Genomic DNA, 16,674 nt, shown 5'->3' with positions numbered 1-16,674 from the left:
GGCTTCAAGTCAAGCCATAGTATGACTAATGTATTATTTTTTAATGCTCCCGATGGAGTATTATTTTTTGATTTGATTCGATGCCGTCTCCCCGTATTTTAAATAGATACATGCCACTGACCTGACCGGATAGATCTATTTCCAAACGTCCTTCTGACGGGAAAACTTTATGCAAAATTTCCTGTCCCAGAATATTTGAGACCGAAACATCAGTTTTTCTGTTTCCTGTTTGGGTAAGTTCGATATAAACTTTCCCTGTGGAAGGATTTGGGTAAACTTTCAGTCCCCGGGAATTTAGCAGGTTCGTTCCTACAAAAAAGTCACTGCAAAGTGTAAATGGATTGTTTGCTTGTTCTCCTTCCAGATCTATTGCTACAAGGAGCAGCTTTATACAACCCGTGTCGGCTGCTGTCGGGAAGGCCCATAACGTATCATTTTTGAACACCAGCCATTCAGGCAATGTGCTTCCGTCTTCCGGCTGAACAGAAAGTTGCAGCATATCGTTTTCGTCTACATCATCGAAAATGATACCTTTTTCAGGGCTAAAAGCCACTTTCAGTGAATCGCCCGCTTTCATTACCAGATTCTGTACCGGATGAACAAGGTAGGGCGGATCATTGACTGGAGCGATTTTGAGATTGAAATTGATACTGGTTTCCTGTCCTGTTTCAGAATTTGTCAGTGTAATTGTTGCATTTGTTTCGCCACTTGCATTCTGGGCCGGTAGTAACTTAAGGAGCGCTACATTATCTCCGTCTGTGTAACTAAGGGAATGTGATTCGAGGAGTTGGTCGTTTTCGAATGACAAGGTAAAACGGAGCGGGTACTCTTCACATTCTGAACCGTCGGAAATGCCCGTTAGTATTTCCGTGAACCAGTCAGCATCTTCTGGTATTTCTGTATTGGGAACGGCATCCAAGAAGGGGGCCGCGGGATTGTCAAGCACTTTCACCTCAAAAGTCAGGGTGTCGTTGTTGCCCGAAACATCTGCAGCTATCCAACGTTCTGTGGTCGTTCCAACCGGGAATTGGCCATCCGGACCAAGTCCTTCGTAAAGGAACAGGTTGTCTATTCCGCAGTTGTCAGTAGCCATTATTTTGGGATAATTTATGGTCGCCTTGCATTCCCCTATCGGAGCCGCAACCTCAATATTACCCATAGGATCAAATACTGGCCTGATGGTATCAAAAACTGCCAGGATGTTTTGACAGGTCGTTTTGTTTTCGTGAACATCGGTTACTGACGCAGAGAAATAGTTGTAGCCCAGATCATCGCAAGTAAAAATTTCTTTGAGTGTTGTGATTTTTTCAATTCCACAGGCGTCCCGGGAGCTGGCATACGTTTCATTTATATCGATAGAGGCCTGGCCATTTTCATCGAGGTAAATCTCCAAATCGCGGCAATCAACCTGTGGGGGAGTATTATCGGCAACTGAAATAGCAGTGTAACAAGTGTCGGAATAATTATCTTCGTTTGTTACTATCACCATTACGTCCAGGGTTTTGCCGGCATTTTCGCATGTAAACTTATTGGGTGTGACCGAAATTATTAGATCCGAAAAACCAGTATTCGCGTCATTGGACCCTGCTGCAATACTTTCCAGATCTGTTCTGGAAAGCGTATAGAACCCTGTTTTGTCTAAATCAATTGTTACGGGATGGCAAACTGCAACCGGCACAGAATATTCTATAACCGTTAGTGTAAGGGTGACTGCACTGTCACAACCTGCTATCGAAGTAAAGGTATTGGAATACACCCCGCTCTCACTTAGGTTCTGCCCTCCAAAGCTATAGGGTAATTCATCTTTATAAATGGTGTCTGCAATAGCTACATCATACACTGGGCTCACCGTCAGCTTTAGGGTAACAACACTGTCACAATTATTTACCGAGGCGAAGGTGTGTGCGTAGTCGCCGGATTCGGTATAATCTGTTCCTCCGAAGTTATAGCTTTCTCCTTCGCAAATGGATGCAGTTTCCGTATGGTTGTAAACCGGGTTAACGGTCAGATTGAGTGTTACTACGGAATCGCAGCCATATATTGTTTGAAAAGTTTCAACATAAGTTCCACTCGCATGGAGTTCCTGTTCGCCAAAAACATAAGGCAATTCGTTTTCACACACAATAACGGAAGAACTCCCGTTTTCAAACATTTTTATATCATCAAAATAGATCAGGCTGTTTCCGTAGATTTCCACAGATGTGGCTGATATATTCGTATAGAGCGGAAAATCATTAATGGTTTCTCCCCCTGTGGTGGAGCTGGCCTGTTCTCCATTGATGTACACTTTGTAAGTTTCGGCAACCGCATCGGTTTCTATTTTTATATGATACCAGGTGTTTGATAAAGCAGGCTGCAGGACATATTGTGTTCCATAGCCGCCGGAATTTCCGGTATAATAAAATGTGATAAGGTTGCCATTATAAAATTCAACCCTGGCCCGATAAGCGCCCCAGCTTCCAACATCCGGATTTCCGATTCCCAAACCGCACCTTCCTCCGGAAGTAACATTTTCGGCGCGTATCCAACCTTCCAATACCACATTATCCGGAATGTTATCAACCTTTTTGCTAAAGTTTGCCGCCCAGCCGGAACCGGAAACTTTTAATGCATGAATTCCGTTTTTCACCGGGTTATCTACAACATAGTGGTCATCATATCCTGTACCCGAATATCGGATGGCCCAGTCATCGGGAAATGTATTAAGCGGAGTTTCTTCAAAAGTATCGTTTACAAGATAATTGGAAGAAGCATCTTCACCTGCATACATCACATTATAAGTCGGATGTACTGTCAGTGTCAATGTAATGACACTGTCACAACCGTTAACTGAGGTGAAGGTGTGAGAGTATTCGCCAGATTCAGTATAAACGGCCCCTTCGAAAGTGTAGCTTTCACCTTCACAAATTTCAGCTGATTTTTCAACCTGGTAAGTCGGATAAACCGTAAGCGTTTGAGTAAAAATGCTGTCGCGTCCTGTGCCCGAGTCGGTTGCCGTTAAACTTACCTCAAAATTACCAGGTGCACTAAAAACATGCTCCGGCTCAAATTCTGCAGAAGTATTTCCGTCTCCGAAATTCCAAAGCCAGGTATCTGCATCAAGACTTTCGTTGACGAACTGGAGGGTGCTGTTTTCACAAAGGACAGTATTTGAAACGGAAAAGGCAGATACCGGAATAGCTGTTTTTGTAATGCTGTTTGTGGTTACCAGACTCCATAATCCGGTTGAATCAAGGAATTGAAAATGTAAGGTATGCTCCCCCATTGCAAGTTGGGACATGTCGAGATTGTCCAAAATATTCAATTGTTTGGCAGCAGGTTCTATGTGATTAAATACTACATTTTCAAAATCATCGTCGACCCAATACCTGTAAGCAATCAGTTTATTGTTTTTCTCCAGGTTTTTCTCCGGTTTGTAAAAGACTTTGCTTAAGGTACTGCTGTATATTCCTTTTTCGTCTTTGTATCGAATGTTCAGAACATTCACACCGTCAGGTAATACAGTGGCATCAATATCTGTTACCAACTGGTGCTGAACAGTTGCAGTAACCGGAACTATTTGCAGATTATTATAGTCGTTGTTAAACCAAAATTCATATTCGACAAGTTTTTTACCGGTTGTAAGTTGCTCGGTGTTTTTATAAAAGACTTTGCTTAAGGTGCTGCTGAATAATCCCATTTCATCTTTATAACGGATATGAAGCAGATTTACACCATCGGGTAAGCCTGAAGCATCTAAAGTAGTTATAAGTTGATGTTGGATTGTGGGGGAGATCTCAAAGACCTGTTTATTCCCATAGTCGTTGTTAAACCAAAGCTCATATTCTGACAGCTTTTTGTTTGGCACAAGAAGCGCTGTGTTTTTATAGAATACTTTGCTTAACGTGCTGCTGTATAACCCATTTTCATCTTTGTAACGGATGTGGAGGACATTTACTCCATCCGGAAGGGAGGAAGCATCGATGTTGGCGGCAAGGTGATGTTGCCCTGTCGGGGGTAAAGTAGCTACCTGTTTGGTTGCATAATCGCCGTTAAACCAATATTCGTAGCTTGCCAGATTGGTTTGTGCTTTGACCCCCCAGATAAACGAAAAGATGAAAATCAGTATTAATTTTATCTTTTTCATAATTACTGATCTTGGGCTACTGCTTTAATTTGTACGCTTAAGTTCCCTTCAGTGTCGGTGGTAGTGGCAATATTTTGTACCTGAATGTGTGGGTTGGAAGGAACAGCTCCCTCTTTATATCCGTGAGTGCCTCCATAAAGACCTGTTTCTGTATTGTCAATTCCCGGATAAGTGGCCGGTGATTGCAGGTGGTAATTGTGGTCATAGCTAAAAGCATTTCCTGTTTGGTTAATGAAAATAGTATTTTGGGGCACCGGGTAGTAATTCCCTGATGAAATAGGAGTAGTACCTAAATTAGGTGTTGTAACAAAAATATTGTTATTCGTTTGATTGGAAACACCTGATAAATACCTGTTACTGGCGTTTAAGAAAATATTATTATTACATAGATTGTTATCACCTGAAATGGTGTAATAATTTGTATACCCCGTGTAAGAAAACATCAGGATATTGTTTTCGAAGAAATTGCCAAAACTGTTTAGAATTTTTCCCTGAATAATCGAATTAAATATGCCGGCATTCTGGGCATTGGAAAGGTAAAAATAGCTACCTGAAAATACACTGTTAATGATGGTCAGGTTGAACGAAGGTGTAATTAAGCTTCCCTGCACATTCAGGTCATTCTCAACTTTGCAATACTTAATGATTACATTGTCAACGGATTCATTGTTGTCAAAAATAATACTTCCGTTAATATGCACACCTTCCAGACGAAATCCGTTAGCATTCTCGGAAAGTGCAATGTTTCCATTGATAAATGTTTTTGCCGTAGCCTGGGTAGAATCGGGATAATGGCCGGCTCCTAAAACCCATAATTGTTTATCGATGTTTGCCGGAGAGGAGAAACCTCCGCCCGGCAAATAGATTGTATCCCCGGAATTGGCAGCGTTATATGCCGATATAAAAGCACTGGTGCCGGTAAAGTGTTGGGTACCTGTGGCTGAATGCAATGCAACTTTTTGTGCCTCAACGGTCATTGCTAAAATAATGAGTGAGGAAATGAAGGCAATCTTTTTCATAAATCTTAATTTTATGTATTCATTTCATCAAATGTATGGCAAGGCAAAGTTCATAAATGTTTAAATCGTAAATTTAAAACGTCAAAATGTACATTTTTAGGTATGTTTAGGGAAGTCATTGTACTTACACCAATTTATGTTTCATTGTTTTGGTCGGTTGTTTTTATAACCAACAAATTTTCGGTAAACAAGGCCCGCTATTGGCTGGGGTTTTTTATGATGGTGGTAGCGGTCCTGTACGGATGCCATGCAACCTTTTTTCTTGGGTGCAAAGCTTTATATCTAAAGCTTGACAGTATTTACCTCCTGACCGGGCTTTCTGTTTATCCGATATACTATATTTATGTCCGCCTGCTCACCTGTGATTTAGAGCTGAAAAGATCGTATATTCTGCATTTTATTCCGGCATTAACGTTATTTGTCGTCTTGTTTGTAACAGGCTTTTTTTTAAGTCCGGATGAGGAAGAATATTATTATGAATCTGTTTTGGTTAAAAACAGATGGGGTGCACACGAAACGTCTTTGCCTTTTAAATTAGCAGCCACAGTATTTTTTCTAAGCCGTGTTGTTTTTGGGTTACAAACGCTTTTGTATTTATTTTTTGGTTATCAGCTGGCAAAAAAATATAATCAACGTATCGCAAATTTTTATTCAAACATGGAAGGAAGGGAATTGGTTTGGGTGAAATTGTTAACTGTTTCTTTTCTTCTGACTTCTATTGCCAGTTTTGTGGTAAACATTTTGGGACGCGGCTTATTTTTTGAAAACAATTTAATACTTGCCATTCCCTCTGCGTTGTTCAGTACCTTATTTTTTGTTATCGGCTTGCAGGGAAACCGGCAGGATTTTACAATCAGATCCCTGGACGAAGATGAAGGAGAAGATGTTTTTGTTGCGAAGAATTCTGTTGAACTGCGGAAGGAAAAACTGAAAAGTGCTTTGTTGAAACTTTTGGAAACAAACAAAATTTATCTGGATTCTGAGCTTAAAATAACGGAACTTTGCAGGGAACTAAATACTAACAGAACGTACTTGTCGAATTTGATTAACACTGAGTTCCAGCAAAGCTTTAACGATTTTATAAATAGTTATCGTGTAAATTATTCCATTTCTTTACTTGAAAGCGGGATGGGGGATACTTCATCGCTGAATGATATTGCTCTTATTTCCGGTTTTGGTTCAGTAAGTTCATTTAATCGTGCTTTCAAAAAGAATACAGGCATGACCGTGGGGCAATATAAAATGAGTATTCTTAAAAAGGAGAAATAGATTCTTAATCAGCTTGAAGATTGTTTCCCCTATTAGTGTCGGGCTGCCGATAAGATTTGCTCCTGATAATTTTTGTTAAACTCTTCAAAATTCATAGGGAATTTTTCGCCTAGAGAAGCATGGTATTTTAAGCAAAACGATTCAAAGTGAAATTTGGCCTGGTGCATATTATTCGTTTGCCTCAATACCCACACTTGTAGCCAAATGGCTTCCTCGTTCAGATCGTCGTATTCAAGAATGCGTTTGGCAAGCGCTTCAATTCCCGGCAGGTTATTTCCCTCTTTAAAATAAACAGCCAGTTTCAGCAGATTATCGATTACCTGGGTACCGGTATATCCCCGCATTTCGTCGAGCCACGACCAGGTTATACCTTTCATAAACCGGCCTTTTTTTACCAGTTGAAAAAATGTTTCCAGCTGCCTTTTATCCATTCCCGCCGGTAACTGGCAAAGGTTATACGCTTCGGCGTAGTCACAAAAAAGTGGTTCGCCAAGTTTGACCTGCAAAAAGCCGTTTTGGGTTATTACTTCCACCCCTTCAATGTGCTGAAGGATTTTCCGCAGTTTGTTCAAGGTTACTGCCCTGTTATTTGTTACTTTTTTTGCAGGAAGATCGGGCCAAAGCTGTTCATCAATGTCAGTAACAGCTGCACCGGCACTGTTTTTTAGAGAGGCAAGCAGGGTAAATAAAAAGAGTTCCTTTACTTTGGGGGTAAACAATGTCGAAATGTCGTTTCCTTCCTGGTCAACTGCCCTGAAACCACCGAAAAGATTGATCTGGTTGGCTGTATTTTTTTTGGGCAGAATAAGTGGATATTCTATTTTCCCCGGCTTTTTTCTCCGGACAATAACCCAGATGCCGGTCAAAATAAGAATGAGAATAAGAAAGGCTGCTCCGGCTTTTATTTCATTTCGACTAAAAAATCCGGATAGCTCGTTGTTTCCAATTTTTATTTCTTCGTTCAGTGCCAGTCGGGTTATCTCTTCCACCCCCAGGGGGCGGTTCCAAATGTGTAATTCATCTATATATCCTCGCATACTGGCACCCTGCGAAAGAGCGCTTCCCAGGTGGATATTGCCTGTCCCGCTAAAGGGAGGATGCCCTGTGGAGCTTCCTATGTTTCTTCCGTTCAGGAAGATGGCCTGTTCTCCCGTTTCAACAATGTATCGCCAAACCAGGTGGTACCAAACATTGGGTTCCAGTTTCTCTTCTGAAATATAATCATTCGCCCACAATCCAAAATAAGGATGGCCGGAACGGAGTATGAGATGCAGGCCGCGGCGGTATTCGGTTTCATAGTTTCCTAATACCGCATTGTCGCCAAACTCAAGAATCTCACTGAACTTCACAAAACAGCTAACACTAAAACTGCTGTTTCGCAAACCGTAAGAGTCCGGAGGCCCGAGGTTTACATTGGCGCCTTCGGGGAGCCTTAATACTCTTTCCCTCTCAATATCCCGGCTGAAAGAATAATTTCCCCCGCTAAATATGTCAGAAGGAGACAAGATATTCCGGATGGAACCATTAAAGCTGAAACTTCCTGTTAAACCTTCACTGAGTCGTATCGGATGGGCTATGATATTGTAGTTTTCAGGAACCTCCATCTCTCCGGTAACAATTATTTGTTCGGGCGTCATCCGGTAACCCGGAGCAAATGGGGTCAGGGTCAACTCTTCACCACCCCGGTACGGAAAGCTGAACCTGCCACCGGTAACCAAAACATCGGGGTTCCTCCAGTATATTTTTTCCAGAATTTTTCCGGAAGAGCTTTTGGCCGTGCCATTTATCCAGGTGAAGGAGTTGAGTTGGGCGATGATGATATCAAAATTTAAAATACTTTCTCCTACAAAAATGAAGTTGGGTTTTTTGCCAAACCTTGTCCAGTTTTCAAGAAGGAAATTGATATAGTCCGGTACCAGGTTACGAATACTTCCACCATCGGGGGTGTTGGTAGGTAGTTTATCTAAATTATCGATCATAAAAAGTTCCAGGTTCGTTTCGGCCGCATGATAATTGCCTCTCATCCCTTTTTCCGGAGTACCGGAGGCAGAAACTCTGAAAATATAATCCTGCGTGTGATGAAGTACCCGTCCCTGGTTCTCAAAATTTCCGGTTACAAAAAACAGAATGCGCCGGTCTGCCTGAATCAGGTAATCCATTGGTGGCCATGCTTCGCCACGTGGCAGATAAAAAATGCGCGATGATATTTTTGATTGACCAATGATGGAATCAAGTAGCGAGATATTCCCTTCATAATTTAAAAATACAGGGATAATTTTGGTTGAATCGTTACGGGTAAGATCATATAGCCGGTCGATAAGTATGTCAATGGATTGCTCCGTTCCGGTAAGGATTATTTTTCCATCTTGTTCTGTAATTCCCGTTTCAATACCCGTATTGTTGTCCTTTTGTAAAAAGTTCCAGAGTCGTTGGCTACTTATCCCGGAGGGGGATAAACCGGTAATGAGAAAGGAGGCTTCTGGAAACTCCTTTGCTGAAATTCTTGTGGAGGGAAAACAGAAGATAAAAAGAAGTGTCAGAATATGCCAGCCAATCAGTGATTTTACGCTCACATTCATTTTCAATTAATGTTTCTTGTGCCTTAATTGTGAATTATTTTTTGTTCAAAAATAAGCTTTTCTGCTAAAAAGCGTGCTGTTTTTTTATTTTTTTTGTCAATTCGTAATTAACTTTTAAACAGATTTTTAACTTTAAAATTAATGTGAAATTAAGTTTTTGATAAGTGGCTTGTACATGACTGGTTAATAGTAAGCTAATGGGTAGAGTATAATATTGTGTGAAACTATCTTTATAGTATGGCTGATAGAATAATTAAACGAAAACATTTTTTGATATTTATTATTGGCGGGGTAGCGATGATATTATTTTTGGCGCTTTCCAATAAAGTGATTGAATATACTTCTACGGATGAGTTTTGTGCTTCTTGTCACGTACATCCACATGCCGATGCTTCGTACAAATTATCGGTTCACAACAGCAACCATAGCGGAGTTTCAGCTAAATGTACCGATTGCCATCTTCCTCCGGAGGATCAAACCTTTTATTTTTTAACACGTAAGGCTTATCATGGTTTTCATGATTTATATGTATACATGACCAAAGATATGGAAGAAATCGACTGGGAAGCCAAGCGTACAGTAGAAGCGTCCAAACGATTTGTTTACGAAGATGGATGTAAAAAATGCCATACTAATTTATTTCCTTCAACGCTTGATGCCCTGGGGGCTGAATCACACCTGAAATACTTGCGCGATCCGGAAAATAATTCATGCTTGCAATGTCACCTGAATGTGGGGCACTACCGGGGTGAAACAGGCCTCACAATGGATGAAGTTATAATTTCTCCGGAAGAGATTTTTAATGAACCTGCTACAGTTACTGCTTTTGAAGATTTTACCGAACAGATTCCCGGCAGTGCTGTGTCATTTAATATGGTCGCTGTTTCGGGAGGACAATTTAAAATGGGCAGCCCGTCAGGTGAGCCTTATCGCCGTCCCGATGAAGGGCCGGTACGCGAGGTGGAGGTAGACAGTTTTTGGATGGCTGAAGTCGAGGTTACCTGGGATGAATACCTTGCCTTTTTTAGTGCTACCAGTTCGCAGGGGAGAAAAGAAGGAGAAGCAGACGAAACGAATGAATCAGTAGATGGCATAACAGGTGCTACGCCTCCCTGGGGTGCGCCGGATCAGGGATGGGGAATGGGGCCCCGGCCCGCGATAACCATGACCCATCATGCCGCTCAAACGTATTGCAGGTGGTTAAGTAGTGTTACCGGCAAAAAATACCGGTTACCCACCGAGGCAGAGTGGGAATATGCTGCCCGTGCCGGAACTGAAGGGGCTTACTTTTTTGATGGATCTCCAAAGGACTTTGAAAACGACGGTCTTTGGAATAAACTGTTTGGTGCTGATACGGCAGTTATCAATTCGTATGTAATATACCAGGAAAACAGTCCGCACCGGACACAGCCTGCTTATTTTGTTAAATCGAATCCGTTCGGCTTAAAAAATATGTTGGGGAATGTGGCCGAGTTTTGTTTGGATTACTATGACCCGCAGGTGTATGCGAAATATCCGCAGGGGGTAGTGAAGAATCCAAGAGGGCCACGCGACGGGATGGAGCATGTAATCAGGGGAGGTTCATTTAAAAATACGGCCAAAGATGTTCGGGCAGCCCGTCGTGATTTTACGCGCACCAAAGAGTGGCTTGAAACCGATCCGCAAATACCCAAAAGTATCTGGTGGTACTCTGATTGCAACCACGTTGGATTCAGGGTAATTTGCGAATACGATCCAAAAGAGTTAAATTCAGGAAAAACCAAAAAATAGATATCATGGAAAAGAATCAACTTTCGCGAAGGAACTTCCTTGAGAGATCCGCTCTCATTGGGGCGGCAGGAATCGCCGGGATAAGTGCCCTGAGTTCCTGTAGCAAAAATGCAAAATCGGTTGATTATAATTTTCCTCCGCTTTTGGATAAAGCCCCGGACGGCAAAAAATTGCGGGCCGGTTTGGTGGGGTGTGGAAATCGTGGAACAGGAGCCGCGTTGAACTTTCTTGCTGCCGGAAATGATTTGGAATTGGTAGCACTTGCTGATGTATTTGAAGATAAGGTGTGGGATTGCCACGGCAAGTTGGGAAAACAGCAGGTGGAGGTACCGAAAGGAAACTGCTTCTGGGGGTTTGATGCTTACAAGCATTTACTGGAGGTTGATCTGGATGTGGTTATCCTGGCAACGCCTCCGCACTTCAGGCCCGAGCATTTTGATGCAGCCATTCAGGCTAAAAAACATGTGTTTATGGAAAAGCCAGCCGCTGTGGATCCGGTAGGCGCCCGGCAGGTTATTGCTACTTCCCAAAAAGCCGAAAACATGGGGCTGACAGTTGTTACCGGTACACAACGCAGGCACCAACGCGATTATTTGGAGACTTACAGGCAGGTGGCTTCCGGGGCTATCGGGGAAATTACCTCAGCCAAAGCATGGTGGTTGCAGTCGCATGTTTGGTTTCGTACCCGTGAAGAGGAGTGGACCGATATGGAATACATGTTGCGTAACTGGAATAACTTCTGCTGGCTTTGCGGAGATCATATTCTTGATACCCATGTTCACAATATTGACATTGTGAACTGGTTTATGGGAAAACAACCCGAAAGTGCTGTTGGTTTTGGCGGAAGGGTGCGAAGGCTTACAGGCGATCAGTACGACTTTTTTAGTATCGATTTCGAGTTTGGGAACGGCATTTTTTCTCACAGCATGTCACGCCAGATTGACGGTTGTGCCAATAGTTTGGGGGAACTGGTTATGGGAACAGAAGGTTACACCAACTGTAAAAATACCATTTTTAATCCTGACGGGACCATTAAATGGCAATACGAATATCCGAAAAACAAAGACGGTAAATCCACTGGGATTGTAAAGGTTTCACCGTATGTACAGGAACACATCGATTTGGTAACGGCTATCCGCACAAATAAACCTGTTGTGGAAGCTGAACGAACCGCTGTTTCTACCTTAACGGCTATAATGGGCCGTACTGCTGCTTACACCGGGCAAAAAGTTACCTGGCAGGATATGCTCAACTCTACCGAGAGGCTGGGACCTGAAAAATACGAAATGGGTCAGGTGGAAATGGAGTTTCCGACACCGCTTCCCGGTACACAACATAAAGCTTAAAAATAAATCATGATTTCGGTTGTCATTCCATTATTGAACGAGGAACAACTGGTTGAACGGTTGCTCGTAGAGCTTTGGGAATCCCTTGGAAAAAATGGGGTAGAATTCGAAGTGGTGTGTGTGGATGACGGGAGTACGGATTCAACATTACGAAAACTGTTGGAATTTCGTCAGGAGCATAACCAACTGAAGATTCTTTCTCTTTCCCGGAATTTTGGATTGCAGGCTGCTCTTACTGCCGGAGTGGATTTTGCTACCGGCGAGTTTGTGGTGATAATGGATGGTGATTTTCAGGATCCGCCTGATTTAGTGCCGGTTTTGTATGAAAAGATAAAAGCAACAGGGGCTGATATTGTTTCGGCTGTTCGTGAGGCCCGGAATGAAAAGTTTTCCAAACGGGTTTATATTAATATTTTCCATCGTATTTTCGACCGGCTTACAGGTGGGCAGCAAGTAGCTCAAACAGGCAATTTCTGTATTATTAATAAAAAAGCTCATCAGGCGATTAAGCAGTTTTCCGAGCGTAACAGGTATCTGCCTGGCATCCGGAATTTCATTGGGTTTAAACATGAGTTTATCCTGTACGACCGGCCCGACCGGTTGGAAGGGGAAGCAAAAATGAGTCGCCGAAAGTTATTTGAGCTGGCTGCAGACGCTATCTACTCCTTTTCAAAATGGCCGATTAAAGCCTGCTTGTACCTGGGAATGTTGGGGGTACTGATTTTCTTCGGGGCTATTATTTATACTATTGCCTCAAAAATTTTAGGATTGGCACCTATTGGTTGGTCTTCCATGTTTTTGGCCATCAGTTTTTTCGGATCGGTTCAGCTCACTTTTCTGGGATTGATTGGCGAATACGTTTACCGGATTTTTAAAGAAGTACAAAACCGTCCGCTTTATTTTGTTCAGAAAGTTTATGAGTAAAACCGGCCACATATTCACTGCAAAAAAGGCCTTTTTTGCTGTATTGCTACTTGCAGGTTTTGCTCTGCTGGTTTTAGCGCCAAAAACAGCTGTGAATGTGGACGAGCAATTACATTATCCGCATGCTAAGAGAGTGGTAAATTGGTATTTTACCGGCGGAGAGGATCAAAGTTGCCTGCATACTCCACAAACCAACCTGAAGTATTACGGCCAGTCGGTTGACAATTTTACCGCCCTGTTTAACCGGGTTTTTAATGTAAAAGATGAATTTTTAGTCAGGCATTACACCGGCGCCGTTTTTTTTTGGTTGCTGCTTTTTTTTTCAGGTTTGCTGGCCAGGGAGATTACAGGTTCGTGGCTGATGGCAACGGTAAGTATTTTGTCTCTCATTTTTATGCCACGCCTTGCCGGACAGGCGTTTGGCAACCTCAAAGATATACCTTTTGCTACCGGATATGTAGCCGGATTACTAATGAGCGTCCGGTTTTTAAAAGAATTACCCAGTCCGCGCTGGCGCACTGCCATATTGTTGGGAAGCGCTATCGCTTTTACCGTTTCGGTACGCTCTGGTGGGTTTATCCTTTTTGCCTACCTCGCACTGGGAATGATCGCTTTTTTTGTTTGGAAGCCTTTTTACCTAAAGCAAGTAGTGACAACTAAACCCGTTTTTGTGAGGCTATTGGGCCAGGGAACAATCATTTTGATTATCGGCTATTTTGCCGGACAGATATTCTGGCCCTTTGCCTTGCAAAACATTTTAGTTCACCCGTTGGAAAGCCTAAACGTGATGTCACACTATAAAGTAAGTATTCGTCAGGTGTTTGACGGGCAAATGATGTGGAGCACGCAACTGCCGTGGTACTATTTTCCCAAATGGATGTTGATTTCCACCCCAATGTTTGTTTTGGCAGGCTTTCTGTTTTTTCTCTGCTTTTTTTCTGTGGAAATTTTTTTTAAAAAACATTTTTCACAGCAGTTGTTTTTCGAGGCTTTCATTTTGTTTTCCTTACTTTTCCCTTTTTTTTACGTGATTGTGATTGACTCAAATCTTTACAGCGGGGTTAGGCAAATGCTGTTTATTTTGCCGCCGCTTGCGATACTTGCCGTTTGGGGGGTATTTAGATTGGTGAGGTTCGTTGAAATGAAAAACAGGAAAACTTCTTATATCCTTTCCTTATTTTTTCTGGCTTTTTTGGGTTGGCCTGCCAAACATCAGGCGGCTACCTTCCCGGTTGATTACGTTTATTTTAATGTGTTGGCCGGGGGTAATGAAAAGGCCTGGGGAAATTATGAATACGACTACTATTTTCACGGGCTAAAAGAACCGGCTGAATATGTGTTGGGACTTGCCGGCAGCGAAAACGCAATCGTAGCAATGAACTGTAATCTGTCGAATTATTTTGATGATCATCCCAATATTAGATACCAGTATTCCCGGTTTTTGGAAAGAAGTTCTTTTGATTGGGATTACGGTATTTTCGGGGTAAATTATATCGATCCGGAACTGCTGAAAAATGAATTGTGGCAGCCGGCAGACATTATCAAAACCTTTTACCAGAAAGGGAATCCGGTAGCGGTTGTGGTAAAACGAACAAGTAAGGATGATTTCCTTGGAATTTCTGAATTGAATAAGGGAAATTTTGGAACGGGAGTGGAGCTCCTTGAAAAAGCCGTAAAAAAAGATTCAAATAATGTCTGGTTGTTTGTAAATTTGGCCAAAGCAAAACTGGCAGAAGGAAGTATGACTGAATTTGAAGTTTATCTGAACAAGGGAAAGGAAATATTTCCCCGGTTTGAACCCTTCTTTCTGCTGGAGGCTACCCGTTTCTACGAAGAGGGAAAGTATGTAGAGTCATTTCAAAAACTGAATGCGTTATTTGAAATTAATCCGAGATACCTTCCTGCCAAAGAATTGTTGGAAAAGGTGAAGGAGAAATTGGGTTGAGTATGATTGTTGAACTTTTAATAAAATAAAAATGAAAGCATTAAAAAGATCATTGGCAGCTTTTGTTGCAGGTATTTTGAGTTTGCCTTACCTGTTGGTAGCACAGAATGAAGGGACTTATATTGACAACCTTGGAGTGCAGGATAGCTCGTACATGGAACAAGATTTGCTGGCCGAGGGTACGCAAAGTTCAGGGTCGGGTTCTACGGTTATCATTATTGTAGTAGTTGTGGTGGTGGTAGCAGTAGCCTATTTTTTAATGAAGAAAAAGAAAAAGTAGAGGTATTTGGTTTGGTATCGCTGTAGGGGAAAAGGTTGTTCCTTTTTTGGGGTGTCAGACAAATGCTATTTTATGGTTTTTCTCAGGTCGACCAGATTGTGAGTCATCACTTTGTTGGTGAAGGTGAGAATAGAGTGTTCGTTCAGGAACATGTTTCTGGCGTAAAATAAACGGAGACAATATTTTATGCCAATCTGGTAATTGCCTGAGAAGGGATTTTATACGATCAGGAAAAGGGCAATAGAATAATTCATTTTGTTGCCCTTTTTGATTTCATTGTAATAACGAAGTCCTCATTGTTTCTGCAAAACGATACAAATCCTCATCCCAAACTTATTAAAGATATCATTTGCCATGGAGGTGTTCAAAATATAATATTTGAACAAAGCAGTTGGTTTACAGGTTGATAATGGTTGTTATATAACTCCGCAAGATTCGGGTTTTAAATAATTTGTGGGTTATATAAATTTGCGGATATAACTTTACTTTATGGCGAAACAGGAAGAATATAATTACCAACGCATTGCGGAGGCCATCGAATATATCCGGGAGCATTTCAGGGGGCAGCCCAATCTGGCGGAGATGGCCCGGCACATTCATTTAAGCCCGTACCATTTTCAAAGGCTGTTTACTGAATGGGCTGGGGTGAGTCCCAAAAAGTTTTTGCAGTATATTAGCGTAGAACATGCCAAGCAAATGCTTCTCGATGGTAAGACGACTCTTTCCGACACTGCCCACCAAACCGGCCTTTCAGGTACCGGACGCCTGCACGATCTGTTTATTTCCATAGAAGGAATGACCCCTGGTGAATTTAAAAACGGAGGACGAAACCTTACTGTCAATTACAGATTTTTGCATACACCGTTTGGCCAGGCGCTTGTCGCGACAACCACAAAAGGTGTTTGCTTTATGACGTTCGATGAAGATAATGAAAATGCATTGGACGAATTGTTTCACTACTTTCCAAACGCAAAGTTCCTGAGGCAATCTTCTCCACATATTTCAGGGATTCATCAGGTTTTTGATTCGGGAAGCAACGGGATAACTCGTTTGAAACTTCATCTCAGGGGGACTCCTTTTCAGTTAAAAGTGTGGGATGCCTTACTGAAAATACCTTCCGGGCGACTAACTTCTTACGGAGTGCTGGCATCGCAGATCGAGCAGCCAGGTGCTTCACGTGCCGTGGGAACGGCAATAGGGCAGAACCCGGTTGCCTTCTTAATTCCCTGTCACAGGGTAATCAGAGCAAATGGACTGGTTGGGGGTTACCGGTGGGGAACCACCCGCAAAGCCGCTATGATTGGATGGGAGGCCGCCAAATTTAAAAGGTACTGGAATGAGCAACTTGATCTGCTTGAAGATATGCTGGAATCAGAGGATAATCTAAAAAATGAATAAACCATGGTGGCGTTAAAA

10 protein-coding genes are annotated in these 16,674 nt (G+C 42.2%); 7 read left to right on the top strand and 3 right to left on the bottom strand.

Annotation, left to right across the window (positions count from 1 at the left end; all coding sequences use genetic code 11):
* Positions 1–40: 40 nt before the first annotated feature.
* Positions 41–4,126 carry a PKD domain-containing protein gene (locus tag D1164_RS06365; RefSeq protein ID WP_119349123.1) on the bottom strand — a complete coding sequence of 1,362 codons (4,086 nt, stop codon included), beginning with the start codon at positions 4,124–4,126 and terminating at the stop codon, positions 41–43.
* A 2-nt stretch (positions 4,127–4,128) separates the two neighbouring features.
* The gene (locus D1164_RS06360) at positions 4,129–5,145 is read right to left on the bottom strand and encodes a right-handed parallel beta-helix repeat-containing protein (protein ID WP_119349122.1); all 1,017 of its coding nucleotides are present in this window, start codon (positions 5,143–5,145) and stop codon (positions 4,129–4,131) included.
* Between the two features lie 102 nt (positions 5,146–5,247).
* Here D1164_RS06360 and D1164_RS06355 point away from each other — a divergent pair, with 102 nt between their 5' ends.
* On the top strand, positions 5,248–6,414 hold the full coding sequence (locus tag D1164_RS06355) for a helix-turn-helix domain-containing protein (RefSeq protein ID WP_119349121.1): 1,167 nt from the start codon (positions 5,248–5,250) through the stop codon (positions 6,412–6,414).
* A 32-nt stretch (positions 6,415–6,446) separates the two neighbouring features.
* Here the strand turns inward: D1164_RS06355 and D1164_RS06350 are convergent, their stop codons facing one another.
* Complete coding sequence (locus D1164_RS06350; protein ID WP_119349120.1) at positions 6,447–8,993, bottom strand: LamG-like jellyroll fold domain-containing protein; 2,547 nt, start codon at positions 8,991–8,993, stop codon at positions 6,447–6,449.
* Positions 8,994–9,230: 237 nt separating this feature from the next.
* Here D1164_RS06350 and D1164_RS06345 point away from each other — a divergent pair, with 237 nt between their 5' ends.
* From D1164_RS06345 to D1164_RS06320, 6 genes are all read left to right on the top strand, one after another.
* A complete protein-coding gene (locus D1164_RS06345) occupies positions 9,231–10,763 on the top strand; it encodes an SUMF1/EgtB/PvdO family nonheme iron enzyme (RefSeq protein ID WP_119349119.1) in 1,533 nt (510 codons plus the stop codon).
* A 5-nt stretch (positions 10,764–10,768) separates the two neighbouring features.
* Positions 10,769–12,109, top strand: a complete 1,341-nt coding sequence (locus tag D1164_RS06340; RefSeq protein WP_206610949.1) for a Gfo/Idh/MocA family protein — start codon at positions 10,769–10,771, stop codon at positions 12,107–12,109.
* Between the two features lie 9 nt (positions 12,110–12,118).
* On the top strand, positions 12,119–13,033 hold the full coding sequence (locus D1164_RS06335; protein ID WP_119349118.1) for a glycosyltransferase family 2 protein: 915 nt from the start codon (positions 12,119–12,121) through the stop codon (positions 13,031–13,033).
* Positions 13,026–14,978: a phospholipid carrier-dependent glycosyltransferase gene (locus tag D1164_RS06330; protein ID WP_119349117.1), complete on the top strand. Its 1,953-nt coding sequence runs from the start codon at positions 13,026–13,028 to the stop codon at positions 14,976–14,978. Before D1164_RS06335 ends, D1164_RS06330 begins: the two co-directional genes overlap by 8 nt.
* A 31-nt stretch (positions 14,979–15,009) precedes the next feature.
* Positions 15,010–15,258 (top strand): hypothetical protein, encoded by a 249-nt coding sequence (locus D1164_RS06325; protein WP_119349116.1) that lies wholly within the window; start codon positions 15,010–15,012, stop codon positions 15,256–15,258.
* Positions 15,259–15,747: 489 nt separating this feature from the next.
* Positions 15,748–16,656, top strand: a complete 909-nt coding sequence (locus D1164_RS06320) for a bifunctional transcriptional activator/DNA repair enzyme AdaA (RefSeq protein ID WP_119349115.1) — start codon at positions 15,748–15,750, stop codon at positions 16,654–16,656.
* The last annotated feature ends 18 nt before the right edge of the window (positions 16,657–16,674 follow it).

The sequence above is a fragment of the Mariniphaga sediminis genome, from assembly GCF_003573545.1.
GTDB classification, from domain to species: Bacteria; Bacteroidota; Bacteroidia; order Bacteroidales; family Prolixibacteraceae; genus Mariniphaga; species Mariniphaga sediminis.
Note: the sequence above shows the minus strand (reverse complement) of the source record. Positions and strands in the feature narration are given on the sequence as shown.